This is a genomic window from Pseudomonas sp. H3_E07, from assembly GCF_054668895.1.
Window position 1 is genome coordinate 5,351,923 of the sequence record NZ_CP162795.1, and the last position, 25,261, is coordinate 5,377,183.

A 25,261-nucleotide genomic window follows, 5' to 3' on the forward strand; every position below is an offset into this window, starting at 1 on the left:
GGAGCAGGCCCCCTCCCACATTTGTTCGTGTTTCCCTATTTTGGTTTGTGGCGTGCCCACTAAACCGCTATAAAAACCGCAAATGTCCACCGAGAAGCGACAATGAACCCCTTCGAAGACATGCGCCTGTTCTGCCAGGTCATGGAGTCCGGCAGTTTCACCGCCGCCGCCGAGCAATTGGGGCTGTCCAAGCAGTTCGTCAGCCGCCGCCTGATCCAACTGGAAGACCGCCTGGGCGTACGCCTGCTCAACCGTTCCACGCGCCGGCTGGACGTCACGCCACTCGGCCAGAGCTACTACGAGTCCGCCTTGCGCCTGCTCAGTGAAGTCGAGCAGGTGGAGCAGGGCATCGCCGGCCAGAACAGCGAACCCCGCGGTACCATTCGCCTGAGCGCGCCTTTGTCGTTTGCCATGGCCCACCTGGGTTGCCTGTTGCCGCTGTTCCTGCGGCGCTATCCCCAGGTCGCGGTGGAGGTGGACTTGAGCGACCGCCCCGTGGACCTGATCGGCGAAGGCTACGACCTGGTGCTGCGCATCGGCACCCTGGAAGACTCCACCTTGATTGCCCGTCGCATCGCCAGCATTCCCCGGGTGTACTGCGCCAGCCCCGACTACCTGGCCCTGCGCGGTACGCCGCATAAACCCGACGACCTCGCCGAACACGATTGCCTGCCCTACGGCCATGGTCGTCAGGTGCAGTGGCGCTTCAAGGGCAAGGTGCAGGCGCTGAACGTCAGCGGGCGCATGCGTGTGAACAACGGCGACCTGCTGCGCGACACGGCCATCGCCGGCCTGGGCGTGACCTACCTGCCGACCTTTATCGTCGGCGACGCGTTGAAGGACGGCCGCCTGGTCACCGTCCTCGACGAATTCGCCCCCGAGGCCCTGACCCTGTCAGCGGTTTACCCGCAACACCGGCAAGGCTCGCGGCCGGTGCAGGCACTGGTGGAGTTCCTGCGTGAACGCCTGGCTAGCGGCTGTTGAACAGCTGGCGGATCAGGTGGGGCGTGCTACCGGTCCAGCGCTTGAATGAACGGCGAAAGTTTGCCGCGTCGTTGAAGTTCAGGTACGCCGCCACTTCGTCATTGCTGTAACCCTTGACCTGATACAGGTGCAGCGCCACCTGCTTGCGCACACGGTCAACCTGCTGCTGAAAGCCGGTGGCATGTTTATGCAGCTTGCGCTTGAGGGTCGCCGGGCTCATGGCGAAGGCGTGCGCGGCCTGTTCCAGGCTTGGCGGCTGGCGCACCTGCTCGCGCAGGTAGTCGTAGAGACAATCAAGAAAACTGCTGGTGAAGCCCAGCTGTTCGATCTGCTCGCGGGCGTGTTGGCGCGCGACTTGGCCTGCGGTGGCCGAGGCGCCGGGCCACGCGCGGATGAGGTGTTCGCGGGGGATGCTCAGCATGTCCTGCGGTCGCTCGAAACGTGTGCCTTCCCCTAGGTGCACCCAATACTGTTCGACATAACGCGGTTCGGCATGGCTGAAGCTGGCCGTCCACGGCAGGCGCTCGCCGCTGAGCCATTGGCTCATGGCAACCAGTGAGGTCATGCTGGCTTCGAGCAGGAAGCGCCAGTGTTCACCGGCGCCGCAACTGTCCAGCCAGTACAGGTAGGCGTGGTGCTCATCCAGCTCCAGTTGCAGGGTGACCAACGGGCTGAGCAACACCTGTTGCTGGATCAGAATGTCCAGAGCCTGATGCAGGTTCTGTGCATGACCCAACGCGTGGCTGGCAGCGCCGTAGTAGCCGGGCAACAGGCGTTGGCCAAACAGAAAACTGCTGTCATCCGCGTCCAGTAACTTGCGACTGTTGCCGATCAATCCGAGGAACTGCTGCGGGCTCAACCGCGCAGTGCCGGCCAGGATGTCTTCGTGGAACAAGCCGGTGCCGCGCAGCAAGCGATGGCTGTCGATGTCCCGGGACAGGGCCAGATCGATCAGCGTGGCCGGTTGGTAGTGACCGGGAATAAAGCGGCTGTCGGCTTCGTACCAGCTGGTTTTGACGGCCATCTCAGGCGCTTTTCGCCAGGGGCTGCTTGGCCCTGGCCAGGGCCAGGTTGAGGCGCTTGAGCAGGTCGTGGGGCGGCTCGTTCAGGGCCATGACCACGGCAGTGGTCGCCGCCAGTTGCAGACGTTCACCGTGCAGCCGGGTTTTGTGGGCCAGGCCGCGCACTGCCTGTTGCAACTCCAGCGCCAGCGCCTTGGCCTGGCGCTCGCCGGTATTGGGCAGCAGCGCCACAAACCGATCGCCGGCCAGGCGGCACAGCAGGTCCTGCCGGCGCAGGTTGAGCAACAACAAATGGCTGAGGGCCTGCAGCACCGCGTCGCCCTCGGCATGCCCGTAGGCCTGGTTGATGGCGGCGAAGTTGTCCAGGTCCAGAGCCAGCAGCGACAGGGGTTGTTGCTGGGTGTGGCTGTCCTGCAGGCTGTCGGCCAGCTGGCGCTTGAGGTAGTCGGCACCGGCCAAGGGGGTGAGTTTGTCGAACAGCCGATGCTCGCGAAACAACCGCTCGCGCTTTTCCATCTGCGCACTGATCGCCAGTTGCTCGCGGTGCCAATGGTAGATGCCGATGGTCAGCAGGATCATGCCCACCGGCATCGGTCCGGATTCCAACCAGTGGTCCCAGGTGATGCTGTCGGGCAGGCGGATGAATTCGTCGAGGCTGTCGATCCACCAGGAGAAAAAGATGCATGACAGGCCTAGCGCCAGGTAGTTGGTGACGCGCCCGGCGGGGCGGCTTTTCAGCACCAGGCCCAGCCAGACCAACGCCAACAGCGCGGAGCCGCCTTCGCCGACGATATCCAGCCACACCCATTCGCTGAAGCTTTTCAACTCGCCGCAGGCCAGGTGCAGGATCAGCCCGAGGTTGGCCGCGATCAGCAACAGGGAGAGTTTCCAGCGGTGGGGCTTGAGCACGGAAAACATGGCCGCGAGTCCTTGGGCAAATAAGCGATGGGCGCCAGCACAGCAGATGGATGTGACGGTTGCGTGACGGTGGGGAGGGGTCGAATCAGCTCATCCGTCCAGGCATTGAAAATCAAAAATGGGGGAGGGGGCTTGCCCCCGATAGCGGTGTGTCAGCGGAAAATCAGGTGACTGACCTACCGCCATCGAGGGCAAGCCCCCTCCCACAGTTGATCTTCACAGGTCATATCAGCTCATTTCACATCGAATCCCAGCGTAGAGCCCTTGTTTACGGGCCTTCACGCCACCCCTTGTCACAGAACCGTCATCCCCCACCCCTAGCGTGCCCTTCCAGTTGCCGGGCCTCTTGCCTGGCGCCAACGGATTCTTGGGGAGGATTGCATGTACAAGCGCACCGGGCTCGTCGGCTTCACGCTTACTGCCTTGGCCCTGGCAATTGCCAGCGAGCGGCTTTCGGCGGCCGAAGTGAGCAACACCGAGCACGTCGAAGTGGTCGGCCAGGCGGCAGCCATGGATCAGGCGCTCAAGGAGCAACGCAGCGCCGACAGCATCAAGAGCGTGGTGCATGCCGACGGCGTGGCCCAGTTGCCGGATGAAAACGTCGCCGAAGCGGCGCAGCGCCTGCCGGGTATCAGCGTGGAACGCGACCAGGGCGAAGGGCGCTTTGTCAGCGTGCGCGGCCTGGGCCCGGACCTCAACAGCGTGACCATCAACGGCACCCTGGTGCCCGCCCCGGAAAGCGCACGCCGCGCGGTGGCCCTCGATGTGCTGCCTTCGGAGCTGGTGCAGTCGCTGTCGGTGATCAAGACCCTCACCCCGGACATGGACGCCAACTCCCTCGGCGGCACCGTGGATGTGCAAAGCCTGTCGGCCTTCGACCACAAGGGCCTGTTCTACACCGGGAGCACCGAAGCCAGCTACGACAAGAACAGCCACCAGACCAGCCCGAAATTCTCCGGCGCTGCCAGCAACCGTTTCAGCCTCGGCGACGGCGTCGACAACTTCGGTGTGGCCGCCGCGCTCAGTTGGCAGAAGCGTGACTTCGGCTCGGACAACGTCGAGACCGGCGGCGCGTGGGATTTCACCAATGGCGCCAAGCTCAACGAATTCGAACAGCGCGACTACGACATCAGTCGAGAACGTGCCGGTGGCGGTCTGAACTTCGACTACAAACCCGATGACCTCAGCAGCTACTACCTGCGCACCCTCTACAGCAGCTACAAAGACACCGAGACCCGTAACGCCACCAGCATCGAATTTGCCGACCCACTCGCCGCCGGCGAACTGGGCGATGCCGAGGCCAAGCGCAAGCTGAAGAACCGCGAAGAGACCCAGAAAATCCAGTCCTATGTGTTCGGTGGCGAGCGCATGCTCGGCCTGTGGACCCTGAGTGGCCAGGCCGGCTACAGCCAATCCAGTGAAGACAGCCCGGCGCATATCGCCGGCGCCACGTTCGACGGCGGTGACTTTGCCAACAGTGGCTTCTACGACAAAGACACGCCACGCCCGATCATTGGCAACGGCTTCTATGACGCACGCAACTTCACCCTCGATAAGGTCGACTGGGAAAAACAGAACACCAAGGACACCGAGAAAAACCTGCGCCTGGACCTGGCCCGCGACTACGACCTGAGCGGCTATACGTCCCAGGTGAAGTTCGGCGGCAAGGTCAGCCGTCGCAACAAGGACAACGACCTGGAAGCCTGGGTTTACAAAGACTTCGACACCCTCGGTTTTACCGACGACCAGCTCAACCTCAGCCAATTCCAGAAAGGCAACGTGGACTACCGCCTGGGTAACTACGGGCCAGGCATCAGCCCCAGCAGCATCAAACACCTGATCGGCAACCTCAACGCCGCAGACTTCTATGACGAGACTGAATCCCGGGTCAACGACTTCACCCTCCGTGAAGACATCAACGCCGGTTACCTGATGAACACTATCGATATCGACGACTGGCGCTTCATCGCCGGCCTGCGTTACGAAGGTACCGAGTTCGAAGCCAAGGGCACAGGCGCCACCGATGGCGTGTTCACGCCCACCGAGACCAAGCGCCGCTATCACCACTGGCTGCCGGGCCTGCATGCGCGCTACCAGATCGACAAGAACACCCAGGTGCGCGCGGCCTGGACCAAAGCCGTGGTGCGCCCGACCTTCGGCCAATTGGCGCCGGGGTTTGTCATTGACGATGACGAGGCCACCTTCGGCAACCCGGACCTCAAGCCCCTGGAATCGAGCAACCTCGACCTCGGCATCGAGCACTTCATGGGCCGCGCCGGCACCGTCTCGGCGTTTGTGTTCTACAAGGACATCAAGAACTTCGTCTACAACACCGACCTGGCCGGCAGCGGGGCCTGGGCCAACTTTTCCGAGGCGCATACCTATGCCAACGGTGACAGTGCCAAGCTCTACGGCCTGGAACTGGCCTACTCACAGAAATTCGATTGGCTGCCTGCACCGTGGAACGGCCTGCTGATCGGTGCCAATACCACGTTCAGCCGTTCCAGCGCCGACATCGAAGGCTTCGACAGCGCCAGCGGTTCGAATCGCAAACGCAACATCAGCCTGCCTAACCAGTCAGACACCGTCGGCAACCTGATGCTTGGCTGGGAAGACGACAAGCTCAGCCTGCGTCTGTCGGCCAACTACAAATCGGCCTACCTCTACGAGCTGGCCTCAATCAACGACAAGGCCCACGACCTGCACGTCGACGCCCAGACCTTCGTTGATTTCAGCGCGCGCTACTCACTGACCAAGAACCTGCAAGTCAGCTTCGAGGCCCAGAACCTTACCGATGAGTCGTACTTCGTCTACACCGGCCACCGCAGCTACAACGGCCAGTACGAAGAGTACGGCCCGACCTACAAGCTGGGCCTGACGTTCACCCACTTCTAACTCGCCATTTTTCCACTGTAGGCGCGAGCGAATTCGCTCCTGCACGACAAGGATTTTGATTGTTCATGAGAATGTCCAAGCTCTACCTAATGATGGTGTTGGCCGCGTGCTCGCCGGTCATGGCCGCCGACCTGGCGCTCACCCCTTGGGCGCCAAGCCTGAATGCTGACGCGGTGACTTTCCTGCCGGGCCGCACTGAGCGCCTGGCCGCCGGTACCCGCAACGGCCTGCAACTGCTCGACGGCAAAGGTGCCGAACTGGTCCGCTTCAACGGTAATTTCAGCAGCCTTGACACCCGCACCGCTGGCAACCAAGTGCTGGTTGCCAGCCTCGACAACGACCGCCAGCAAGCGCTGTTGGTGAACCTCGATGCCTCGGCTAAAACCTTCGGCAAACCGCTGTACCTGCCGACTCGCGACTACCCGGTCAATGGCCTGTGCCTGTTCCGCGACGCAGCCGCCAACCTGTTTGTGTTCCTGGTGGGAGACGAGGGCAAGGGTGAACAATGGCTGGTGGGCAATGGTTCGACGCTGTCAGGCGAGCCTCAGCGCGTGCGTGGTTTGCCACTGCCGCCGTCGGCACAGTTCTGCCAGGTGGATGACGCGACCCAGCAGTTGCTGGTCAATGAAGAAAACGTCGGCTGGTGGGCCTACCCGGCGCACCCGGAGGCGGAGGTGAAACGCACGCCGGTGGCGCTGTTTGACGCTCCCAAACGCGAGGCTGGCGCCATGGCGTTGGTGCCGGGTGGGCTGGTGACGCTGGACCCGAAGACTGCCCAACTGCATCTGTTTCAGCACACCGGCGAGCGTTGGGTGGAACAGGGCAGCCTGACGCTGCCGGGCCTGAAAGAACCGGAGCAACTGAGCGTCAACGGCCAGCAAGTGCTGGTGCGCGATGACGACACCGGTCGGCTCTACCAAGGCCAACTCGACTGGCAGCCCAAGCCTGTGGCCACCGAGTCGGTATTGCCGGAAGTCGCCGCTCTGCGCCAGACCGACCCGGTCGGTCGCCAGGGCGATGCGGCGGATGATCCCGCAATCTGGATTCACCCCGAACAACCGGCCCGCAGCCGCGTGCTCGGTACCAACAAAAAACACGGCCTGCTGGCCTATGACCTCGACGGCAAGCTGTTGCAGGAGCTTGCGGTCGGTCGCCTGAATAACGTTGACGTGCGCCCCAACTTCAAGCTCGGGGCGCAGACCGTCGACCTGGCCGTGGCCAGCAATCGTGATCACAACAGCCTGAGCCTGTTCAGCATCGACCGTCGCAGCGGCGAACTGCGCGAAGCCGGTGAAGTGCCGACGCCACTCAAGGAAATCTATGGCATTTGCCTGTTCCAGCCCGCCAGCGGTGAGATCTACGCGATTGCCAACGGCAAGGACGGCACCTTCCTTCAATACCGCCTGAGTGCACCGGACGGCCGGGTGCAGGGCGAGTTGGTGCGCCAGTTCAACGTCGACAGCCAACCCGAGGGCTGTGTGGCCGACGACCAGCGCCAGCGTTTGTTCATCGGTGAAGAAGACGTCGGCGTCTGGGCGGTGGATGCGCGTGCCGACCAACCGGCCACGCTCACCAGCGTGATCAAGGTCGGCCCGCAGCTGCATGCGGATGTCGAGGGCCTGGCGTTGTACCAGAGCGATGAACGCGACTACCTGGTGATCTCCAGCCAGGGCAATGACAGCTACCTGGTGCTGGATGCCGAGCCACCGTTCGCCATGCACGGTGCCTTTCGCGTCGGCCTGAATGCGGCGGCAGGGATCGATGGCGCTTCCGAAACCGACGGCCTGGAAGTCACTGCCATCAACCTTGGCGGCCCCTGGAGCAAAGGCCTGCTGGTGGTGCAGGACGGGCGCAAGCGCATGCCCGAACAGACCCAGAACTTCAAGTTCGTGCCCTGGGCCGACGTGACCCGCGCGTTGAAATTGCCGTAGGCGTCATCACCCGGTCATCACTTTTTAATCGAATAGGAGCTTAACCATGCACGCGACGATGGAACATATGACGATCTGGGGCTTGATCAGTGACGCCAGCCTGTTGGTCAAGGCAGTGATGGTCACATTGCTGCTGGCGTCCTTGCTCAGTTGGTACCTGATCATCCAGCGCGCCAGTGTCCTGCGACGCCTGGAGCGGCAGTTGAAAGGTTTTGTGCTGCGCTTTCGGGCTGCGCCTGACTTGCAGCCGCTGTACCGCGAATCCGTGCAGGCGGGCGAGGGTGGCGTTGCGCCGATCTTTATCGCGGGGGTGCAGGAATATCAGCACCTGCAGGGCCACGACCCGGCGGTGCTGGAAGGTGTCGAGCGCGCGCTGCAGGTGGCGATCACCGAGCAGGAAATCGAGCTGGAAAAGGGCCTGCAATTCCTCGCGACTGTGGGTTCGGTCAGCCCCTACATCGGCTTGTTCGGCACGGTGTGGGGCATCATGAATTCCTTTATCGGTTTGTCCCAGGTGCAACAGGCCACGTTGTCGACGGTAGCGCCGGGCATCGCCGAGGCATTGATCGCCACTGCCATCGGCCTGTTCGCGGCCATCCCGGCGGTGATCGCCTACAACCGTTTCGCGGCACGTGGGCAGACCTTGCTGACTCGCTACTACGCCTTTGGTAACGAACTGCAAGTGCGTCTGCACCGCACCTTGCGCGGTACGCCGATCAACCTGGCCGTGGCCGCCTGAACAAGGAGCAAACCGATGTTGACCAGGCCACAACGCAAGCACGGGCCCAAGGCGGAGATGAACGTGGTGCCTTACATCGACGTGATGCTGGTGCTGCTGGTGATCTTCATGGTCACCGCCCCGATGTTGACCCAGGGCGTGAAAATCGAGCTGCCCAAGGTCGCCGCCGAAGCACTGGCGAGCGATACGCGCCAGCAGATCCTCACGCTGTCGGTCAAGGCTGACGGCGGCTACTACTGGAACCTGGGCGGCGAACTCGACACCACGCACCAGACCGACAGCGCCGTGACCCTGGATGAAATGGGCGCCAAAGTCATGCAGGTGGTGGCGGCGCGCAGCGACACCCAGGTGTACATCCGCGCCGATGACAACGCCGGATACGGCAAGGTCGTGGCGGCCATGGCGGTGTTGCAGAAGGGTGGTGTAAGCAACCTGGGGCTGGTGACCGAGGCCCCGCAATGACGGCGATGATCATGTACAGTCCGCTGCTGACGATGGCGCCCCCGGCGTTTTCCGGGCTCTGGAGAAACAGCTTGGCGGCCAGCCTCGCGGTGGCGCTGCATGTGGGGGTGCTGGCGGCGCTGATGCTGGGTTGGTCGACGGAAGCACCCACGCTGGAAGCGCCAAGGGTGATGCATACCCAGTTGGTGATAATGCCGCCAGCGCCAGCGCCAGCGCCAGTGCCAATGCCTGAGCCGGCGGCGGTCGCAGCGCCTGCGCCGGAGCCTGTCGTGGTTCCCGTGCCGGCGAAACCGGTCGTTGATCCACAGGTCCAGGCACAAAAACTGGAAAAAGCCGCGTTGGCGCGCAAGCGGGTTGAGGAAAGGAAGCTGGAGCAGCAACAGCAACAGCAACGCGAGGCCGCTGAGGAACGCAGCCGCGAGCTGGAGCAGCAGCGTCTGGCCCAGGAGCGCCTCGCCGCTGAACGCGCACGCCCTGCAGCCCCGGCCGCTGCGCCGGCATTCGACAGCCGCCAGTACCAACCCTTGAGCAAGGAGGCGCCGGACTATCCGGAGCGTGCCCTGGACAAGAACATTGAAGGCGATTGTTCGGTGGAGTACACCGTCAACACCCTGGGCCGCGTGGAAAACCCCAGGGTGCTGGACGGCTGCCACCCACTGTTCATGCGGCCTTCCCTGGCGGCGGCGAATACCTTCCGCTACCAACCGAGAATGGTGGATGGCAAGGCAGTTGCGGTGCCGGCGGTGCGCAACACCTTCCACTACCGCATCAAATAATCCTAGATTTTTACCGCGTTAGGCGTTGGTGAGATTCGCCTGTTCGGAGCCCGCCGCATACCGCTCCAGATCTCATTGCGGCTGTTGGTGGAAATCGCCGACGTACGCGGCGACAACCTCACGCTCGGGTGGGTATACAAAGGATGCCCATCCCGCAACGCCTCGTGATTCAGCAACCCGCCCCGCGCGATCTGGCTCACCGGGCTCATGTACGTTCCTTCTGGCGTTGGACGAAGACGGCTTTGCCGATGCCTTGCAATACGGCGTCGTTCTGCGGGGTGTGTACGCGGCTGCACAGCACGTCGCGGTAATGCCGTTGCAACGGACTATGGCGCGACAGGCCGGGGTTGCCCGAGGCTTCGATGGCCAGCTCCACGGCGCGGATGGCGTTGTGGGTCACCAGGTATTTCAACTGCGCCGCGTTGGCGGCTGGCGTGTGACCTTCGGCGGCAGCGTCAAGCAGGCTGCGGTTGGCGAACAGCAGGGTGTCGATATGGCCGACGGTTTCCTGGAACCGCGGCAAGCTCGACAGCGCAGCACCGAGGTTGGACGGCGTACGCGCTTCCAACCAGTTCACCAGCCAGTCCCGCGCAGCCTGGGCCACGGCGTCGTACACCGAGGACAGCAACACCGACATCCACAGCAAGCCTTCGCCATCCAGCTCCGGCGTCGGCGCGCTCCACGGGCTGACGCTGACGGCATGGTCCAGCGGCACCAACACGTTGTCGAGCACCACTTCATGGCTGCACGTAGCCCGCATGCCCAGGTGGTCCCACGTGTCGATGATGGTCACGCCGGGACTGTCTTTGGGCACCAACCAGGCGCCCACCAGTGGGTCGGCATCATCACTGCGGCCCCACACGCTGAGCCAGCTCAGGCCGTGGCTGCCGGTGGAGTAGACCTTGCGGCCGCTGATGCGCCAGCCCTCGGCGGTGCGTATCGCGGTGGTCGCCGGCAGACCGCCGCGGGCCGGGGTGCCAAGGTCGGGTTCGACACGCAGGGCGTTGATCAAGGCGCCGTTGCGCACGGCGTCTTCGGCCACTTGCGTGCGCAGGTGGGCGGGCCAGGTCTTGCTGTCTTGCAGTCGCGTGTGCTGCAAGTACTGCATCACCAGGATCAGTGCCGTGGACGGTTCGCCCTTGGCGATCGCACTGATGGCCTTGCGCGCCTGGAGCAGGCTGGCACCGCCGCCGCCAAAAGCCTTGGGCACGGTGAAGGCGACCAGGCCATGTTGGTGCAGCAACTGGAAGTTGGCGTGGGGAAAGGCGCCGCTCTCGTCGTAGAGGTGCGCGGTGCTGGCCAGCTCGACGGTGAGACGTTCGAGCAGGGCTTCGAAGTGGGCGACTTCCACGGAGCGTAGGGCAGGGTGCGAGGATTGGCTCATGCCAGCGCCTGCTGCTGCGCTTCAACCTCGGCGGCGACGCTGTAGCGGTCGGAGCCGCCTTTCTGGCTGTTGGAACCCAGGTCACCGAGTTCCGGGAACGGCGCATCCAGTTTCAAATGCCGTGGCTCGCTCATGTTCTGCTCCTATTTAGCGCGATGCTTGGGAAAGAGGGACACGCTTGGCGTTGAAGCTCTTGTCGAAGCCCTGAGACACGTCGATGTGCTTGAGCAACAGGCCCTCTTTTTGGTAGGTGTCGGCGGTTGTTTGCAGGCCGCTGATAACCGCATCGTCGATGGCGACCGGTGTCAGGTGGGTGTCCTTGGCCACTTCGACATGCACATCCAGCGGCAGGCCGGTGATCTTGGCTTGAGCGGCCGCGTATTCATGAGGGTGCACGTTGGCCCAGGCATAAGCGCGGTCGACGCGGGCGACAAAGTCATCCAGTTGCGGGCGCTTGTCGGCGATGGCTTGGCGGGTGGCCGCGAGGTACAGGTGATTGCTCAACAGCTTGTTGCCACTGATCAGCACGCGGGCCTGGCTTTGCGAGGTGACCACGGTGGTGTACGGGTCCCAGGTGGCCCAGGCGTCGGCAGTACCGTTATCCAGCACCAGGCGCGATTCGCTTGGTAGCAGGAAAATGAACTGCACATCCTGGGTGGTCAAGCCGGCGGTGGCCAGGGCCTTGATCGCCAGGTAATGGCCGATGGAGCCGCGCCCGGTGACGATCTTCTTGCCCTTGAGGTCGGCGACGGTCTTGATCGGTGAGTTCTTGGGGACGACCAGGGCGGTGGTGTTACGTCCCTCAGCGTGAATGATGCTGACCACCTTGAGCGACGCACCGGCACCCAGGGCGAACACGTAGGGCGCATCACCGAGGGCGCCGATGTCTACGGCCCCGGCATTCAAGGCTTCGCCCAGGGGTGAGGCGGAGGGGAACTCCGCCCAGCGAATGTCGTAGGGCACGTTTTCCGATTCGCCGGAAGCTTCCAGCAGTGCTTTGATGGTGGATTTCTGATTGGCTACGCGCAGCGGTTGCAGGTCGGCGGCGTGGCTGCTGCCGATCAGGCCGAAGGCGAGTGCGGTGCCCAGGAGCAGGCGCTTGAAGGGGGTGGTAAAGACCATGGAATGCAGGCTCCAGGCAGATCAAGAAAAGGTTCGTTTACCTCCGCCTGGAGAAGGGGTCGGTGCATGGTTAACGTTATGCCTATAAGAACTGGCTGTGAAGTTCTTTTTGGTTATATGGTAATTATGAAAATATTTGATTAAGTGTGAGCATATTATTCTCTAAGCGTATTTTTTTGGTGTGCTTCGGGTCAGGGTCAAGTTGCCCTCCAGGCCCCGATAGTGGGCGCCGCCCCGTTTGTTCAGCAGGCAGGCGTAGTCGTCGCTTACGCCGGGAAAACGAGGGACGCGTTGACGTCATGGCGACGCCCTGTAGGAGCGAGCTTGCTCGCGAAAACCGTCAACGAAAACGCGGGCATCCGGATTAAAGCCTGCGCCGCGTGTGGGCGCAGGCAGCTTGGGGGATTTCAGATCACATAGAAACCATGGGTGCCGTCGCGGGCCAGTTGGTCGACCAGGCCGAATTCCCAATCCAGATACGCCTGCATGGCTTCCTTGGGATTGTCGGTGCCTTCGTACGGACGGCGGTAGCGGTCGATGCGCGGTGAGGCCAGGTGAGTTTCACCTTCTTCGAGTGGCAGTTGCGCGTCGATCCAGCCGGCGGTGCCGCCTTGCAGCAGGAACACGGGCTTGCCGGTGATGGCTTCGACATCAGCTACCGCCAGGCGCGCCAGTTGGCTGCTGCCACACGTCAGCACATAGCGTTGGGCGGTGGGCACCTTGGCCAGGGCCTGGGGCAGTTGTGCGCGCAGGGCCCACCAGGCGCCGGGGATGTGGCGCTTCACGTAGTTGGCGCTGGCAGTGAAGTCCAGTACCACGGTGTCGCCATGGGCCTGCCATTCGACGAGGGTATGGGGGCTGATCAGTTCGGCCTGGGGCGGTGCCGGCACTGGTGCGACCCAGGCGCCTTTCTCGCTGAATTGCGCGGGCTGCAGGTTATCCAGCACGTACACTTCCCAACCCAGTTGGGCCAGCCAGGAGGCGGACATGTTTGCGCGCACGCCGTCGTCATCCGCCAACACCAACCGCGCGCCACGCACACTGGCGACGTGGTCGGTTTCCTGCACCAACTGACCGCCTGGCGTGGAGCGCGCGCCCGGCAGATGCCCGGCGTCAAATTCTTCCGGAGTACGTACGTCGAACAGGTAAGTCGTGCGTTTCTGCTCCTGCTGCCAGGCGTGCAGATCGGCCAGAGTGGCACGGCCGACGCGAGCCTTGTCGGCAACCCGACGCGCATCGGTAGCGGCGAGCTGGCGGTGCTCTTCCGAGGTCGGCGCAAAGCGGCGCGACTGGCCGTGTGCGAGCGTCTGCCCGGCCAGTGTCCAGCCGATGGTGCCGTTGCGCAGCGCCGAGACGGGGTTGGCCACGCCGGCATTGATCAGCGACTGGGTGCCGATAATGCTGCGGGTGCGCCCGGCGCAGTTAACGATGATGCGGGTGGCCGGGTCCGGCGCCAGTTCGCGGGCGCGCAACACTAACTCGGCACCTGGCACGCTGATGCCGGTGGGAATGCTCATGGTCTGGTATTCGTCAAAGCGCCGCGCGTCGAGCACCACCACATCGGCCTGGCTGTCGAGCAGGGCCTGTACTTCTTCGGCGGCCAGTGACGGCGTGTGTCGTTCGCTCTCCACCAGTTCGCCAAATGCCTTGCTCGGCACGTTTACGTCGATAAACAGCTCGCCCCCGGCTTTGCGCCAACCGTCCAACCCACCTTCCAGCAGGCTGACCCGGGTGTAGCCCAACTCGCCCAGGCGCTCGGCAGCACGGACAGCCAGGCCTTCGCCGTTGTCGTAGACGGTGACCTCGGTATCGCTCCGCGGGATGCGTGAATACACCTCCAGTTCCAGTTTCGACAGCGGAATGTTCGCGGCAAACAACGGATGGGATTCGGCGAACGGCGCCTCTTCGCGCACGTCGACCAGGGCGACTTCTTCACGGTCCAACAGGGCCTGGCGAATCTGCGCAAAGCTGCGGGTCGATACGGGGGTCATAGGGCGGGGCTCTTTTCTTTGGACAAATCCCAGATGTTCGGGAGGAAGGCGTTGGAATAACCGGAGATAAACAGTTTCTCGCTGCCGTCGGGCTGGTACACCGCGCGGCGCACCGCACCGATATTGGCGCCGTACACGTGGATGCTGATCGACACCTGGTCGCTGTGGGCGTTGCTCACCTGGTGAATGTCACCGACCTTGGGCGACACAGCCTCGACTTGGCCCGGCACCAACCGGACCGGCTTGCCATCGGCAATCAGGCTGCCATCGGGGGCGCGTTCGAACCCTTGGGAGAACTCCGAGCCGCGCAGCATCCCGATCAATCCCCATACCCGGTGGTCGTGGATCGGCGTGCTTTGTCCTGGTCCCCAGACAAAACTGACGATGCTGAAGCGCGAGTCGGCATGCAGCAGGAATTGTTGATAGCGCTCGGGATCGGGTTGGGCGAACTCATCGGGGAGCCAGTCATCATGGCTGACCAGTTGCGCCAGCAACTTGCCGCCACGGTGCAGCAGGTCGCCCTCGCGTGGATTGCCGTCGATCAATTCCGCCAGGGCGCCTATGAAGGCTCTAAGTCTCTCGGGGTGTCGGGCCTGGGTCATGACAATTCCATCGTGTGGTCGGTAATGATGGGTTTATATAAGCATAATGTTTATTGTTAATATGCTATTTCTTAATGATTAGCTTATAGCCGAAGGTAATTTAGAACCGATCTGAATAGTGTAAGACGTTATCGATCACAGCGCGGGCTATCCAGACTTCGTTCCTGCAACTATGCTTCCCACACATCTTAATGACTGTTCTCTATGTGCGGCCCAAATGAAAATTGACGATATCGATGCCTTTGTCGAAGTGATTCGTTGCCAGTCCATCAGCCATGCCGCCGAGTCGTTGCAGCTGACCCAGCCGGCTATCACTCGCCGGGTGCAGAACTTCGAGCAGGCGCTGGGGGTGGAGCTGTTCGACCGCAATACCAAACCCCTCAAGCCTACGCAGATCGGCACCCGGGTCTACGAGCAGTGCCGGCTGATCCTGCGCGAGATGGACGCCCTGCGTGAACTGGTGGCCACTGACGCACCCCCCACCGGCCTGTTGCGCCTGGGTGTGCCGCAGACCATAGGTGATGTGGTGCTGCTGGACGCGCTCAAGCACCTGCGTACGGAATATCCGGACCTGCGCGCCCAGGTCGCTACGGGCTGGGGCAGCCAATTGGTGGGCAAGATCGAGCGCGGCGAGTTGGATGCGGCGGCGGCACTGTTCCCGGCGGGCAAGATCTTCCCGGACAACATCGTCGGCGAGTCGATCGGCAAGATGGAGCTGGTGGTGGTCTGCGCCAAGGCGCAACTGCCGAAGAAGCCCTGCAAACTGGCGGATGTGTACCAGAACGGCTGGATTCTCAATCCGGATGGCTGCGGTTTCCGCGCGGGGTTGCAGCGGACCTTGTCCGATCAGGGGCTGGCATTGCGGGTGAATCTGGAGACGTTTGGCACTGAGCTACAACTGGGGTTGGTGGCGGACGGCCTGGGCCTTGGCCTGGTACCACGCCCGTTGTTGGAGCGCAGTGTGCACCGTGAGCAACTGGCGGTGATGCCGCTCAAGGATTTCAAGCCGGTGATGGATCTGTGGCTGATCTATCCGCACTTCCTGGGCAACCTGCAAGGGCCGGTGGATGCGTTTGGCAAGTTAGTGGCTGCCTCGTTGCACCCGATCAAGCATGCAGCTTGATATGAAAAATAATAATAATTAGCTTAGATTAAAATGTGCTTTTTATTATTTTTTTGCATCCCATAGGCTTGCCTGGAAGTCCTTAAGGCCATCCAGGAAGTTTTGCCATGAGCAGCGTCACCTCGATTTCCAACGTTTCCAACCCTGTACGCCAGCGCGTCACTGCGGAAGAATGGGAGGTGCGCGTCAAACTGGCCGCCGCCTATCGCCTGGCGGCCTTGTACAAGTGGACCGATCACATCTACACCCACTTCTCCGCTCGCGTGCCGGGCCCCGACGCGCATTTCCTGATCAATGCATTTGGGTTGTTGTTCGATGAAATCAATGCGTCCAACCTGGTCAAGGTCGACCTCGACGGCACTATCGTCGACGACCCTACCGGCCTTGGCATCAACTACGCCGGCTATGTGATCCACAGCGCCATCCACGGCGCACGCCACGACCTGCAAGCGGTGCTGCACACCCACACCCGCGACGGTATTGCGGTGTCGGCGCAAAAAGACGGCCTGTTGCCGATTTCCCAGCATTCCATTGGTTTCTCCGGGCGTGTGGCGTACCACGGCTATGAAGGCATTGCCCTCGACCTGGACGAGCGCGAGCGATTAGTCGCGGACTTGGGCGACAAAAGTGTGATGATCCTGCGTAATCATGGGTTGTTGACCGCCGGCGTTAGCGTAGAGCATGCGTTTCAGCAACTGCAGCAACTGGAGCGGGCCTGCAATATCCAAATCGCAGCCCAGGCAGCGGGGAATGCGGCGTTGATTTTCCCCCCAGTGGACGTGGTGGAGAAGGTCGAGCAACAGGCCAAGGCGAACGCCAGCGGCGAAGGACCGGGCGTGGCGCGGCATTGGAATGCGTTGATTCGGCAGTTGGAGCGCAGTGATACCGACTACAAGAACTGAACTTTCCTAAGGGAGCTGGCTAACCAGCTCCCCTATGAATCAAGCCACTTGCTGGGCCTGTTCGCGTTCAGCGATCAGCTGACGGGTGAGAGGAATCAAGCGCTTGCCATAGTCGATGGCATCATTCAAAGGATCAAACCCACGAATCAAGAACGTGGTAATCCCCAGGTCGTAGTAATCCACCAATGCCTCCGCGACTTGCTCAGCCGTGCCCACCAGTGACGTTGAGTTGCCCTGTGCCCCCAGTAGCCCTGCAATCCCCGTCCACAAACGCTTATCCAGCCGCGATCCCTGCGCCGCCGCCGCGAGCAACCGGCGCGAGCCTTCGTTCGGCGGTTCACGTCGGACAAATCCATTTTTCTCTGCCAGCTCGGTGGCCTGCTGCAAGATGCGGTCGGCCCGTGCCCACGCCAGTTCTTCGGTCTCGGCAAGGATCGGCCGCAACGAAAGGCTGAAACGAATCGTGCGTCCATGCCTGGCCGCTTCGGCGCGTACCTGGGTCACGATCTCGCGCACTTGTTCGTAGGTTTCGCCCCACAGCGCGTACACATCGGCGTGTTTGCCCGCCACTTCGATCGCGGCTTTGGACGCACCGCCAAAATACAAGGGGATGTGCGGTTGTTGCGGTGACTTCACCGTGGAATGTGCACCTTCGACCTGATAGTAGGTGCCCTTGAAGTCAAAAGGTTGTTCGCTGGTCCATTCCTGACGCACCACGCTCAGGTATTCATCGGTACGTGCGTAGCGTTCGTCCTTGCCGATGTGGCTGCCATCGGCACGCAATTCGCGGTCGTCACCACCGGTGATGATGTGCACTGCCGTGCGCCCGCCGTTGAACACGTCGAGCGTGGCGAATTGGCGCGCCGCCAAGGTAGGCTGGGCGAAACCGGGGCGATGGGCGATGAGGAATTGAAGTTTTTGCGTCACGCTGGCGGCATGGGAGGCGATCAGCGTGCTGTCCGGGCTGTTGGAGTGAAAGGCCACCAGCGCGCGGTCGAAGCCGGCTTGTTCGTGAGCGCGGGCCACGGTCTCGATGTAGTCGGGTTGCAGGGTAGGGCCGCTGCGTGGGTGAATTTCGGAAGCGTGATGGCCGCCAATGTAGCCGATGAATTCGATGCTCATGGTCTGTCCTGGTTCAGTGCGTGATGGACACCTCCACCGGGCAGGGGGTCGGTTATTCGCCTCTAAAGTAGGGGCCGAAGCCAGGGCTGTAAAATGCCGATTGGTTCTATCCTAATTATTAAAATGTTGAATCATAGGTGGGTTGATGTATCAGTAATTTGCATCTGTATCCCGCACCGGCAACACCGGTCTCTGAGGCTTAAAGCCCCAGGCGTATCTCGGCACACAACCCACCTTGCGGCCGATTGCTCAAGGTCAGCGAGCCGCCTATCGCGACTGCCAGTTGTTGTGCAATCGCCAACCCCAGTCCGGTGCCACCGGTGCCGCGGTTGCGTGAACTTTCGACGCGGTAGAATGGCTGCATGACCTGAACCAGTTCGTCTTCGGCAATTCCGGGGCCACGATCCAATACCTTGATCGACAATTCCCCGTCCGCCGTCGAGCCCACTTCCAGTTCGGCACTGCCTGCAAACTTCAATGCATTGTCCACCAGATTCACCAGCACCCGGCGCAAGGCGTGGGGGCGCGTGTCGAACACGACTGCGCTTTTTCCCGTGAGGCTGACCTGTTTGTGCATGTCCTGGTAGTCGAACACCAGGCTGTCGAGGAACGCATCGAGGTTGATCCGGTGGCTGGTTTCGGTAGCGCCGTGAACGCTGCGCGCATAGGCCACGCCTTCGCGTACCAGGTGTTCCATCTCGCCCAGATCACTCCAGAGCTTGTCGCGTTCGGCGCTATCTTCCATGAACTCAGCGCGCAGTTTCATGCGGGTGATCGGGGTTTGCAGGTCATGGGAAATCGCCGCCAGGATCTGCATGCGTTCCTTCAAGTATTCGGCGATGCGTTTTTGCATTTCATTGAACGCGGCAGCGGCGTGGGCAACTTCGGTTGGCCCCTGTTCGTCCAGCGGTGTGGGATGGGCGTTGGGGTCGAGGGTTTCCACGGCGCGGGCCAGGCGGGTCAGCGGGCGGATGGCCAGGCGCACGGCGATCCAGGTGCAGCCCAGCAACAGAGCCAGTTGCAGCACCAGTACCACCGGCAGCCAATAGGCGACCGGCAGGGCGGCGGGGCGCACGTCGATGGTGATCGGGCTGCCATCGGCCAGGTTCAGGTGCGCCTGGAAGTGCTTCTGAATACCGGGGATGTCGCGGAACGTCAGCGCGTAGTGTTCACCTAGCGCATCCGCGATCGAGGTGGCGGCCATGGGCACATCATCGCTGCTCATCGGTTCGCCGGTCTCGCCCGCGTTGAGCAGGTAGCGATAGTTCTGACGGTCGAGACGCGGCAACCAGCTGGCCCGTTCGTTGACCGGCAGCCGGTCGAGGATCGCCACCGAGGTGGACACATCGTTTTCCAGGTTGCCCAGCATGGCGGTGCGCGCGCTGATGTAGCGCTCGTAGAATTGCGCACTGAAGGACAAGCCATGGGCGCACACCAGGCTGATCAGGAAGATCAGCGACAGTTGTGATGCCAGGGTGCGCGGCCATCCCAACCTGAAGGTCATTGCTCGGCCCCGAGGATTTCCACCGGCAGGGAGAACACGTAGCCCTCGCTGCGCACGGTCTTGATATAGGCCGGTTCACGGGCGTCATCCAGCAGACGTTGACGCAGGCGACTCACCAGCAGGTCGATGGAACGGTCGAACAGGTCGGCGTCGCGGCCCTGGGTCAGGTTAAGCAACTGGTCGCGGTTGAGCACGCGTTGCGGGTGGTCGAGGAACACCCGCAGCAAGCGGTATTCGGCACCGCTCAGCGCCACGAGGGTGTCATCGTCGTCGAGCAGATGGCGGGCGGTGGTGTCCAGGCGCCAGCGACCGAAGCGGATCAATCGTCCGGTTTCACTGACCACAAGGTTCGGCGGCAGCATCCGCGTGCGGCGCAATACGGCGTTGATACGCGCCAGCAGTTCACGGGCGGCGAAGGGTTTGACCAGGTAGTCGTCGGCGCCCATTTCCAGGCCGATAATGCGGTCGGTTTCATCGTTGCGCGCGGTGAGCATCAGCACCGGCGTGGCCTTGTGTTTGCCGACTCGCAGTTCGCGGCACAGCTGTAGGCCGTCATCACCGGGCATCATGATGTCCAGCACGATCAGGTCCACCGGGGTGGTGTCGAGGAAGCTGCGCATCTGACGGCCGTCGGCGACCACGGTAGTACGCATGCCGTTCTTCTTCAGGTAGTTGCCTACCAGTTCGCGGATCTCCCGGTCGTCATCGACGATCAGAATGTGATCGACATGATCCATGCTGTGCCTTCCTCGTTAATTACTCATTGGGGCGCAGTCTAGCCACTGTCGGCGCCTTTGCCTTGTGCCCTTTGTATTGCAGTGTATCTGGCGATAAGGAGATACACGATGAAGCAAAATTGCGGCGTCAATGCTCAAGGGGAGCGCAAGCGTTGAGCGACGTCCTACGCGCTGCGGGCATAAAACGATGGATTCACTTGAACGTAATCGCTCGAATTCCCGGCTTAAACGCACATCCGGTTATGTGCCCAAGGTCGCAAGATCAGGCTTCATTGCCTGATGAGAGCGCATTCATGACAGCCATTACCTCGCGAGCGAGCACCACATTCCAGACGATTGAACAGTTTCAGCACCGAGATGATCGCGGTGGCGGCATCCAGCACAACGGATTACCGTCCAAGACGCCCGAAGAAGCAACCGCACGACTTTGGCGTGGGAGTGCTGGCTGGCCGGATAAGAACGGCGACGGCCGTTATGATGTGACCTATACGTTTCGAGAGCCTCCCGAGGACAAGCATCAAAGACAGCACAATAAATCCGGGTTCACTCACGTGCTCGAAAATCAAAGGCAACAGACCCGGCGCAGCTTGCAATCCATTGCGGATGTGGCAAACGTGAGGTTTACCGAGGGGCCGAAAACGGCGAGCAGCGAAGGTCACATCACCCTCGGCAATTACGCTGATTTGTACAATAAGAAGGGCCAGTCCGTTGCGGCTTATCCTCAGACGTCCTTGCCCAACCCCAAGGACAGATTCAGCGGCGATGCTTGGTTCGTCGATACAAAAGACGATCAGAGCGTGCCGAATGCGTCCCACGGTGATGCAGGTCGCTTCACCCTCGTGCATGAGTTAGGCCATGCCTTGGGATTGAGCCACCCTAGCCAATACGACGTCAGTTCCGGGTCTGCCAAAGCCGGGTATCTGGAAGACTCCGAAAGCCATACCACCATGAGTTACCTGGGCGAACGTCACGGCTATATGAATCACGGCGGCATCCGCGCGTCGGCGCCGCAACTTGACGATATCAGCGCCTATCAACAGGAATACGGCGCCAACCATGAAACCCGCAAGGACGACACCACCTACGGTTTCAATTCCAATACCGATCGGGATTTCCTCAGCGTCAAGGCCGACCAGGACAAGATGGTCGCTGCCATCTGGGATGGCGGCGGCACCGACACATTGGACTTCTCCGGCTACCAGCAGGACCAACAGATCAGTCTCAAGGCCGGGACGTTTTCGGATGTCGGCGGCCTCAAGGGCAATGTCTCGATTGCCTATGGCGTGACTATCGAAAACGCTGTGGGCGGCTTCGGCAATGATTTGCTAGTGGGTAACGACGCGGCCAACACCCTCAACGGTGGAGAGGGCAACGACCGCATATATGGGGCGGGCGGGGCGGACATCTTGTGGGGCGGCAAAGGCAATGACGTCTTTGTCTACGGGAAAACCAACGAGTCGACCCGCGACGCGCCGGATCAGATCATGGACTTTGTCAGTGGCGAAGACCGCGTGGATGTGTCCGGGATCCGCGCGACGCTGGGCGACAAGCCGCTGACGTTCGTGCGTGCATTTTCGGGCGCCAGCGGTGAAGCGATGGTGACCTATGACCCGGCAGTTCAGAGGAGTACGTTGCAAATCAGCGGCAAACCTGACGAGCCGGCCTTTCTCCTGGTGGTCCACGGCAAATTGCAGCAGAGCGACATCGTGAGTTGATTCAGCCGGTGCTTCGCAACAGCGTCTCAAACAGCTGCTGCACCCGTGGCTCATCACTGTGGGCCACATTGAAGCGCATCGAATCACGCTGGACCGGGTCGTAGCCAAACAGCGCGCCCGGTGCCAGCACCATGCCCTGTTTCAATGCCGCCTGGGCCAGCAGCTCGCCGTTGACCCCAGGCGGCAGCCGCGCCCAGATAAACATTCCGCCTTCGTAACCCATCGGCAGCTCGCAGCCGCAACGCTTGAGCCATTGCTCCACGCGTCCACCGGCCTCCATCAAGCGCTGCACCATGCGCTTGCGGTGCTTGGCGTAACTGCCTTCGCTGAGCATGCGGTACACGACCTGCTCGAACAGCTCGGAGGTCACGCCGCCGCTCATCAGTTTCATGTTGGTGAGGTTGGCTGCCAGTTGCGGTGCGGCCACCACAAAGCTGACGCGGGCGTTGGCGCTGAGGATCTTGGAGAAGCCCGACAGGTAGGTGACCTGGTCCAGGCCGGCGAGGGCGGCCAGGCGCGGCGGCGGGTTGGGGTGCAGGTCGCCGTAGAGGTCGTCCTCGACGATATGGCAGTGGTAGCGCTCGGTCAGTTGCAGCAGGCGGAACGCCTGGCCGGGGCTTAAGGAGTGGCCGGTGGGGTTGTGCAACACGCTGGTGGTCAAGTACAGGCTGGGGCGATGCTCGGCCAGCAGCTGTTCGAGGGCCGTGAAATCAAAACCGTCGGGGCGACGCGGGATCGTCACCACCTTGACCCCGTGCAAGGCCAGGTTGGCGTGGAAGTTGAAGTAGCACGGTGCGTCGAGCAGGACCGTGTCACCGGGACGTGCCAGCAGGCGCATCAGCATGTCCAGGCCTTGTACGGTGTTGGGAGTGGTGATGATTTGTTCCACCGACACCGACAGGCCCTCGCCGTGCAGCTTCTGTTGCAGCGCCTGGCGCAAAGGCAGCAACCCGGCCGGTGTGCCCAGGCTGGCGATGCGCAGCGACGGCGCCCGCACCACGCTGCGCAGGGTTTGGCGCAGGGCTTCGCTGTCCAGCCAGGTTTCCGGCAGGTGGCCGCCGCCGGGGCGCAGGTCGCCGTGGGCCGTCGCAAGCGGTCGACGCAACACGCTGAGCAGGTCCTGTGGCAGCAGATCGACCCAGTTCGAGGTTGTCGGGCGTGCACGGTCTGTCGCGACGAAATAGCCACGGCCTTGACTGGAAGTGAGCAGGTTGCGCCCGCGCAGGCGGTCAAGGGCCTCATTGAGGGTGAACTTGCTCACACCCAGTGTCTCGGTCAGTTCGCGCACCGAGGGCAACTTGCTGCCGGGCGTCCATTCGCCGTTTTCGATGGCCTGGCTGAACGCCTCTACGATCTGTAGCACCTTGGGGGTGCCTTCTACAAAGGTGATGGCTGATACGAACACGCGACGTCCTTGCCTTTGCTGGAAGTTTTACCGGTAAAGTTCGGGCGGATTAGGCCTCACTTTACCTGCCTTGCGCAATGCCAACTGCCTAGACTGCGGGCTCCATCCTCCAGGTCCCCGGCCATGACAAGTGCGTTAACCCTCTCCTCGTTCCTGTATTTCCTGCTGTTTTGCGCCACCATGACCTTCAGCCCCGGCCCCATGACTCTGCTGTTGTTGAGCCTGGGCGTGCGTGACGGTCTGCGCCGTTCGATCCCGGCGCAGATCGGCGCCAGTGTGTCGTACCTGATTTCGATCCTGATCTTTGCCGTGGGCTTTTCCGAGTTGATCAAGGGCTATCCGGTGATCACCCAGGTTATCCAGGTGGTCGGCGTGGCGTACATCCTGCATCTTGCCTACAAACAGTGGACCAGCAGCGGCGTGGTGATCGAACGGATCGGCCAGGTCGAAGCGGCGCGCAACCTGTTTAGCAAGGGCTTGCTGACTGGGTTCTCCAATCCCAAGACCCTCATCATGTTCAGTGCCGTGTTCCCCCAGTTCGCCGGTACCGGGGCGAGCCGTTCGACGGTGGACATTGCCATCCTTGGGCTGACGTTCCTGTTGCTGCAATTTGCCAGCGGCTGCCTCTATTGCTACTTCGGCCAGCGCATCAAACATGTGCTGGAAAACCCCAAGCGCCGTGTGTTGTTGCAGCGCATCACGGCCGTGTTGCTGCTGGGCGTGGCAATGATGCTGGCGCGGGGCTTTGCCCACTGAGTCTTGAGTTAACGAGCAATAGTGGCGATCTGCCGTTGCCCTGATAGACTCCAGGCATTCATTCAGGATCTCACCCCACCATGTCAGCTGCAGAAGGCACCGGACTTCCGCTCGCTTCTCGGTTGTACAGATCCCGTACCCTCGGGCTGACGCTCGGATTTGTCTGCGTGGTGTTCGGGATGTATCCCCTGGACCCGGCCTGGTGGGTGTGGGCCTGGATGTTGATCAATGCCTTTGTCTGGCCGCATGTGGCTTTTCAACTGACGCGGCGCAGCGCCAGCGCCCTGCGCAGTGAACGGCGCAATCTATTGTTCGATTCCTTTTGTGGTGGGTTCTGGGTCGGCGCCATGCACTTCAACCCGCTGCCGAGCGTGACCACCTTGTCGATGATGAGCATGAACAACGTGGCCATCGGCGGCCCGCGCTTCATGCTGGCGGGGTGGGTGGCGCAGGCGTTGGGTCTGGGCACTGCGTTGCTGATCTTCACGCCCGCATTCATCGCTGTGACCACCCAGGCGCAGCTCTACGCCTGCCTGCCGATCCTGATGCTGTATCCGCTGGCCTTAGGGTGGATCTGCTACCGTCAGGCGCTGACCCTGGCACGACATAAACGTGAACTGCTGGCCCTTAGCCGCACTGACAGTCTGTCCGGGCTGCTCAACCACGGCGCCTGGAAGGATCACCTTGAGATCGAGTTCCAACGCTGTCGCCGCGATTCCATGGGCGCCGTCATTGCGCTGATCGACATCGACCATTTCAAGACCATCAATGACACCTACGGCCATGTCACCGGCGATATCGTCCTGCGCCAGCTCAGCAAAGTGTTGCGCCAGAACCTGCGCGCCACCGACCTGGCCGGGCGTTACGGGGGTGATGAGTTCTGCGTGATCCTGCCGGGCATGCCGCTCAACCGCGCCACAGAAGTGATGGACGCCTTGCGCGATCGCTTCAACGCCTTGGCCTACGCCCAGGACCCGACCCTGCGCGTCAGCCTGAGCATCGGCCTGGCGCCGTATCAACCGACCCACGCAGATTCGACCAGTTGGTTGAATGACGCCGACCAGGCCTTGTACGACGCCAAAAGCAGTGGGCGGAACCGCGTCAGCACGGTACAGGAGGGTTGGTTGCGATCGGTCTAGTGGAGTAGGGTGTCACGGCACCTTCCAACAAA

General features: G+C 61.9%; 22 protein-coding genes and 1 pseudogene. 11 read left to right on the top strand and 12 right to left on the bottom strand.

Features of this window, described 5'->3' with window-relative positions; translation table 11 throughout:
* Nucleotides 1-102: 102 nt before the first annotated feature.
* Complete coding sequence (locus AB4O08_RS24845; RefSeq protein WP_010209717.1) at nucleotides 103-984, top strand: LysR family transcriptional regulator; 882 nt, start codon at nucleotides 103-105, stop codon at nucleotides 982-984.
* Here the strand turns inward: AB4O08_RS24845 and AB4O08_RS24850 are convergent.
* Together AB4O08_RS24850 and AB4O08_RS24855 are read right to left on the bottom strand one after the other, a co-directional pair.
* Nucleotides 971-2,008 (bottom strand): AraC family transcriptional regulator, encoded by a 1,038-nt coding sequence (locus AB4O08_RS24850; protein WP_460114454.1) that lies wholly within the window; start codon nucleotides 2,006-2,008, stop codon nucleotides 971-973. The two genes, AB4O08_RS24845 and AB4O08_RS24850, sit on opposite strands and share 14 nt — an antisense overlap.
* A 1-nt stretch (nucleotide 2,009) precedes the next feature.
* Nucleotides 2,010-2,924 (bottom strand): GGDEF domain-containing protein, encoded by a 915-nt coding sequence (locus AB4O08_RS24855; RefSeq protein ID WP_350488101.1) that lies wholly within the window; start codon nucleotides 2,922-2,924, stop codon nucleotides 2,010-2,012.
* 381 nt (nucleotides 2,925-3,305) lie between these two features.
* Between AB4O08_RS24855 and AB4O08_RS24860 the strand changes: the two genes are divergently transcribed.
* The 5 genes from AB4O08_RS24860 to AB4O08_RS24880 all read left to right on the top strand — a co-directional run bounded on the left by AB4O08_RS24860 (nucleotide 3,306) and on the right by AB4O08_RS24880 (nucleotide 9,727).
* Nucleotides 3,306-5,819 carry a TonB-dependent receptor gene (locus AB4O08_RS24860; RefSeq protein WP_460114455.1) on the top strand — a complete coding sequence of 838 codons (2,514 nt, stop codon included), beginning with the start codon at nucleotides 3,306-3,308 and terminating at the stop codon, nucleotides 5,817-5,819.
* 65 nt (nucleotides 5,820-5,884) lie between these two features.
* A complete protein-coding gene (locus AB4O08_RS24865; RefSeq protein WP_031291138.1) occupies nucleotides 5,885-7,750 on the top strand; it encodes a phytase in 1,866 nt (621 codons plus the stop codon).
* A 46-nt stretch (nucleotides 7,751-7,796) separates the two neighbouring features.
* Nucleotides 7,797-8,489, top strand: a complete 693-nt coding sequence (tolQ, locus tag AB4O08_RS24870; RefSeq protein ID WP_047540959.1) for a protein TolQ — start codon at nucleotides 7,797-7,799, stop codon at nucleotides 8,487-8,489.
* 15 nt (nucleotides 8,490-8,504) lie between these two features.
* Nucleotides 8,505-8,951: a protein TolR gene (tolR, locus tag AB4O08_RS24875; protein WP_042572174.1), complete on the top strand. Its 447-nt coding sequence runs from the start codon at nucleotides 8,505-8,507 to the stop codon at nucleotides 8,949-8,951.
* On the top strand, nucleotides 8,948-9,727 hold the full coding sequence (locus AB4O08_RS24880; protein ID WP_460114456.1) for an energy transducer TonB: 780 nt from the start codon (nucleotides 8,948-8,950) through the stop codon (nucleotides 9,725-9,727). The genes tolR and AB4O08_RS24880 overlap by 4 nt, the downstream gene beginning before the upstream one ends.
* Before the next feature lie 68 nt (nucleotides 9,728-9,795).
* Here the strand turns inward: AB4O08_RS24880 and AB4O08_RS24885 are convergent.
* From AB4O08_RS24885 to AB4O08_RS24910, 6 genes and pseudogenes are all read right to left on the bottom strand, one after another.
* Nucleotides 9,796-9,918: pseudogene (locus tag AB4O08_RS24885) on the bottom strand (dihydrofolate reductase); the annotation flags it as partial.
* A gap of 14 nt (nucleotides 9,919-9,932) precedes the next feature.
* Entirely contained in the window at nucleotides 9,933-11,111 is a 1,179-nt protein-coding gene (locus AB4O08_RS24890) for an acyl-CoA dehydrogenase family protein (protein WP_021492719.1), read from the bottom strand.
* Complete coding sequence (locus AB4O08_RS24895; protein ID WP_010209731.1) at nucleotides 11,108-11,245, bottom strand: hypothetical protein; 138 nt, start codon at nucleotides 11,243-11,245, stop codon at nucleotides 11,108-11,110. Before AB4O08_RS24895 ends, AB4O08_RS24890 begins: the two co-directional genes overlap by 4 nt.
* A gap of 13 nt (nucleotides 11,246-11,258) precedes the next feature.
* Nucleotides 11,259-12,233 carry an ABC transporter substrate-binding protein gene (locus AB4O08_RS24900; protein ID WP_187517424.1) on the bottom strand — a complete coding sequence of 325 codons (975 nt, stop codon included), beginning with the start codon at nucleotides 12,231-12,233 and terminating at the stop codon, nucleotides 11,259-11,261.
* A 407-nt stretch (nucleotides 12,234-12,640) separates the two neighbouring features.
* Nucleotides 12,641-14,224: a rhodanese homology domain-containing protein gene (locus tag AB4O08_RS24905; RefSeq protein ID WP_460114457.1), complete on the bottom strand. Its 1,584-nt coding sequence runs from the start codon at nucleotides 14,222-14,224 to the stop codon at nucleotides 12,641-12,643.
* Nucleotides 14,221-14,826 (bottom strand): cysteine dioxygenase family protein, encoded by a 606-nt coding sequence (locus tag AB4O08_RS24910; RefSeq protein WP_460114458.1) that lies wholly within the window; start codon nucleotides 14,824-14,826, stop codon nucleotides 14,221-14,223. Before AB4O08_RS24910 ends, AB4O08_RS24905 begins: the two co-directional genes overlap by 4 nt.
* A 217-nt stretch (nucleotides 14,827-15,043) precedes the next feature.
* Between AB4O08_RS24910 and AB4O08_RS24915 the strand changes: the two genes are divergently transcribed.
* Nucleotides 15,044-15,949 carry a LysR family transcriptional regulator gene (locus AB4O08_RS24915; RefSeq protein WP_460114459.1) on the top strand — a complete coding sequence of 302 codons (906 nt, stop codon included), beginning with the start codon at nucleotides 15,044-15,046 and terminating at the stop codon, nucleotides 15,947-15,949.
* Between the two features lie 107 nt (nucleotides 15,950-16,056).
* Nucleotides 16,057-16,851, top strand: a complete 795-nt coding sequence (locus AB4O08_RS24920) for a class II aldolase/adducin family protein (RefSeq protein WP_042572180.1) — start codon at nucleotides 16,057-16,059, stop codon at nucleotides 16,849-16,851.
* Nucleotides 16,852-16,890: 39 nt separating this feature from the next.
* Here the strand turns inward: AB4O08_RS24920 and AB4O08_RS24925 are convergent, their stop codons facing one another.
* The 3 genes from AB4O08_RS24925 to AB4O08_RS24935 all read right to left on the bottom strand — a co-directional run bounded on the left by AB4O08_RS24925 (nucleotide 16,891) and on the right by AB4O08_RS24935 (nucleotide 20,214).
* Nucleotides 16,891-17,973 (bottom strand): LLM class flavin-dependent oxidoreductase, encoded by a 1,083-nt coding sequence (locus AB4O08_RS24925; RefSeq protein ID WP_460114460.1) that lies wholly within the window; start codon nucleotides 17,971-17,973, stop codon nucleotides 16,891-16,893.
* 199 nt (nucleotides 17,974-18,172) lie between these two features.
* Nucleotides 18,173-19,477 carry an ATP-binding protein gene (locus AB4O08_RS24930; protein ID WP_021492713.1) on the bottom strand — a complete coding sequence of 435 codons (1,305 nt, stop codon included), beginning with the start codon at nucleotides 19,475-19,477 and terminating at the stop codon, nucleotides 18,173-18,175.
* Nucleotides 19,474-20,214, bottom strand: coding sequence for a response regulator (locus AB4O08_RS24935; RefSeq protein ID WP_010209741.1), 741 nt, complete (start codon nucleotides 20,212-20,214; stop codon nucleotides 19,474-19,476). The genes AB4O08_RS24930 and AB4O08_RS24935 overlap by 4 nt, the downstream gene beginning before the upstream one ends.
* Before the next feature lie 293 nt (nucleotides 20,215-20,507).
* Here AB4O08_RS24935 and AB4O08_RS24940 point away from each other — a divergent pair, with 293 nt between their 5' ends.
* Nucleotides 20,508-21,929 carry a serralysin family metalloprotease gene (locus AB4O08_RS24940; RefSeq protein ID WP_047540974.1) on the top strand — a complete coding sequence of 474 codons (1,422 nt, stop codon included), beginning with the start codon at nucleotides 20,508-20,510 and terminating at the stop codon, nucleotides 21,927-21,929.
* A 1-nt stretch (nucleotide 21,930) separates the two neighbouring features.
* Here AB4O08_RS24940 and AB4O08_RS24945 read toward each other — a convergent pair whose 3' ends face one another.
* The gene (locus tag AB4O08_RS24945; protein ID WP_042572181.1) at nucleotides 21,931-23,334 is read right to left on the bottom strand and encodes an aminotransferase-like domain-containing protein; all 1,404 of its coding nucleotides are present in this window, start codon (nucleotides 23,332-23,334) and stop codon (nucleotides 21,931-21,933) included.
* A 123-nt stretch (nucleotides 23,335-23,457) separates the two neighbouring features.
* Here AB4O08_RS24945 and AB4O08_RS24950 point away from each other — a divergent pair, with 123 nt between their 5' ends.
* Together AB4O08_RS24950 and AB4O08_RS24955 are read left to right on the top strand one after the other, a co-directional pair.
* The gene (locus tag AB4O08_RS24950; RefSeq protein WP_460114461.1) at nucleotides 23,458-24,090 is read left to right on the top strand and encodes a LysE family translocator; all 633 of its coding nucleotides are present in this window, start codon (nucleotides 23,458-23,460) and stop codon (nucleotides 24,088-24,090) included.
* An 80-nt stretch (nucleotides 24,091-24,170) separates the two neighbouring features.
* Nucleotides 24,171-25,229 carry a diguanylate cyclase gene (locus AB4O08_RS24955; RefSeq protein ID WP_029529114.1) on the top strand — a complete coding sequence of 353 codons (1,059 nt, stop codon included), beginning with the start codon at nucleotides 24,171-24,173 and terminating at the stop codon, nucleotides 25,227-25,229.
* Nucleotides 25,230-25,261 lie beyond the last annotated feature (32 nt).

What these genes read in the sequence shown, in the direction of transcription:
- AB4O08_RS24845 (WP_010209717.1), top strand. Translation starts at nt 103, where the DNA reads ATGAACCCCTTCGAAGACATGCGCCTGTTCTGCCAGGTCATGGAGTCC.
- AB4O08_RS24850 (WP_460114454.1), bottom strand. Translation starts at nt 2,008, where the DNA reads ATGGCCGTCAAAACCAGCTGGTACGAAGCCGACAGCCGCTTTATTCCC.
- AB4O08_RS24855 (WP_350488101.1), bottom strand. Translation starts at nt 2,924, where the DNA reads ATGTTTTCCGTGCTCAAGCCCCACCGCTGGAAACTCTCCCTGTTGCTG.
- AB4O08_RS24860 (WP_460114455.1), top strand. Translation starts at nt 3,306, where the DNA reads ATGTACAAGCGCACCGGGCTCGTCGGCTTCACGCTTACTGCCTTGGCC.
- AB4O08_RS24865 (WP_031291138.1), top strand. Translation starts at nt 5,885, where the DNA reads ATGAGAATGTCCAAGCTCTACCTAATGATGGTGTTGGCCGCGTGCTCG.
- tolQ (WP_047540959.1), top strand. Translation starts at nt 7,797, where the DNA reads ATGCACGCGACGATGGAACATATGACGATCTGGGGCTTGATCAGTGAC.
- tolR (WP_042572174.1), top strand. Translation starts at nt 8,505, where the DNA reads ATGTTGACCAGGCCACAACGCAAGCACGGGCCCAAGGCGGAGATGAAC.
- AB4O08_RS24880 (WP_460114456.1), top strand. Translation starts at nt 8,948, where the DNA reads ATGACGGCGATGATCATGTACAGTCCGCTGCTGACGATGGCGCCCCCG.
- AB4O08_RS24890 (WP_021492719.1), bottom strand. Translation starts at nt 11,111, where the DNA reads ATGAGCCAATCCTCGCACCCTGCCCTACGCTCCGTGGAAGTCGCCCAC.
- AB4O08_RS24895 (WP_010209731.1), bottom strand. Translation starts at nt 11,245, where the DNA reads ATGAGCGAGCCACGGCATTTGAAACTGGATGCGCCGTTCCCGGAACTC.
- AB4O08_RS24900 (WP_187517424.1), bottom strand. Translation starts at nt 12,233, where the DNA reads ATGGTCTTTACCACCCCCTTCAAGCGCCTGCTCCTGGGCACCGCACTC.
- AB4O08_RS24905 (WP_460114457.1), bottom strand. Translation starts at nt 14,224, where the DNA reads ATGACCCCCGTATCGACCCGCAGCTTTGCGCAGATTCGCCAGGCCCTG.
- AB4O08_RS24910 (WP_460114458.1), bottom strand. Translation starts at nt 14,826, where the DNA reads ATGACCCAGGCCCGACACCCCGAGAGACTTAGAGCCTTCATAGGCGCC.
- AB4O08_RS24915 (WP_460114459.1), top strand. Translation starts at nt 15,044, where the DNA reads ATGAAAATTGACGATATCGATGCCTTTGTCGAAGTGATTCGTTGCCAG.
- AB4O08_RS24920 (WP_042572180.1), top strand. Translation starts at nt 16,057, where the DNA reads ATGAGCAGCGTCACCTCGATTTCCAACGTTTCCAACCCTGTACGCCAG.
- AB4O08_RS24925 (WP_460114460.1), bottom strand. Translation starts at nt 17,973, where the DNA reads ATGAGCATCGAATTCATCGGCTACATTGGCGGCCATCACGCTTCCGAA.
- AB4O08_RS24930 (WP_021492713.1), bottom strand. Translation starts at nt 19,477, where the DNA reads ATGACCTTCAGGTTGGGATGGCCGCGCACCCTGGCATCACAACTGTCG.
- AB4O08_RS24935 (WP_010209741.1), bottom strand. Translation starts at nt 20,214, where the DNA reads ATGGATCATGTCGATCACATTCTGATCGTCGATGACGACCGGGAGATC.
- AB4O08_RS24940 (WP_047540974.1), top strand. Translation starts at nt 20,508, where the DNA reads ATGACAGCCATTACCTCGCGAGCGAGCACCACATTCCAGACGATTGAA.
- AB4O08_RS24950 (WP_460114461.1), top strand. Translation starts at nt 23,458, where the DNA reads ATGACAAGTGCGTTAACCCTCTCCTCGTTCCTGTATTTCCTGCTGTTT.
- AB4O08_RS24955 (WP_029529114.1), top strand. Translation starts at nt 24,171, where the DNA reads ATGTCAGCTGCAGAAGGCACCGGACTTCCGCTCGCTTCTCGGTTGTAC.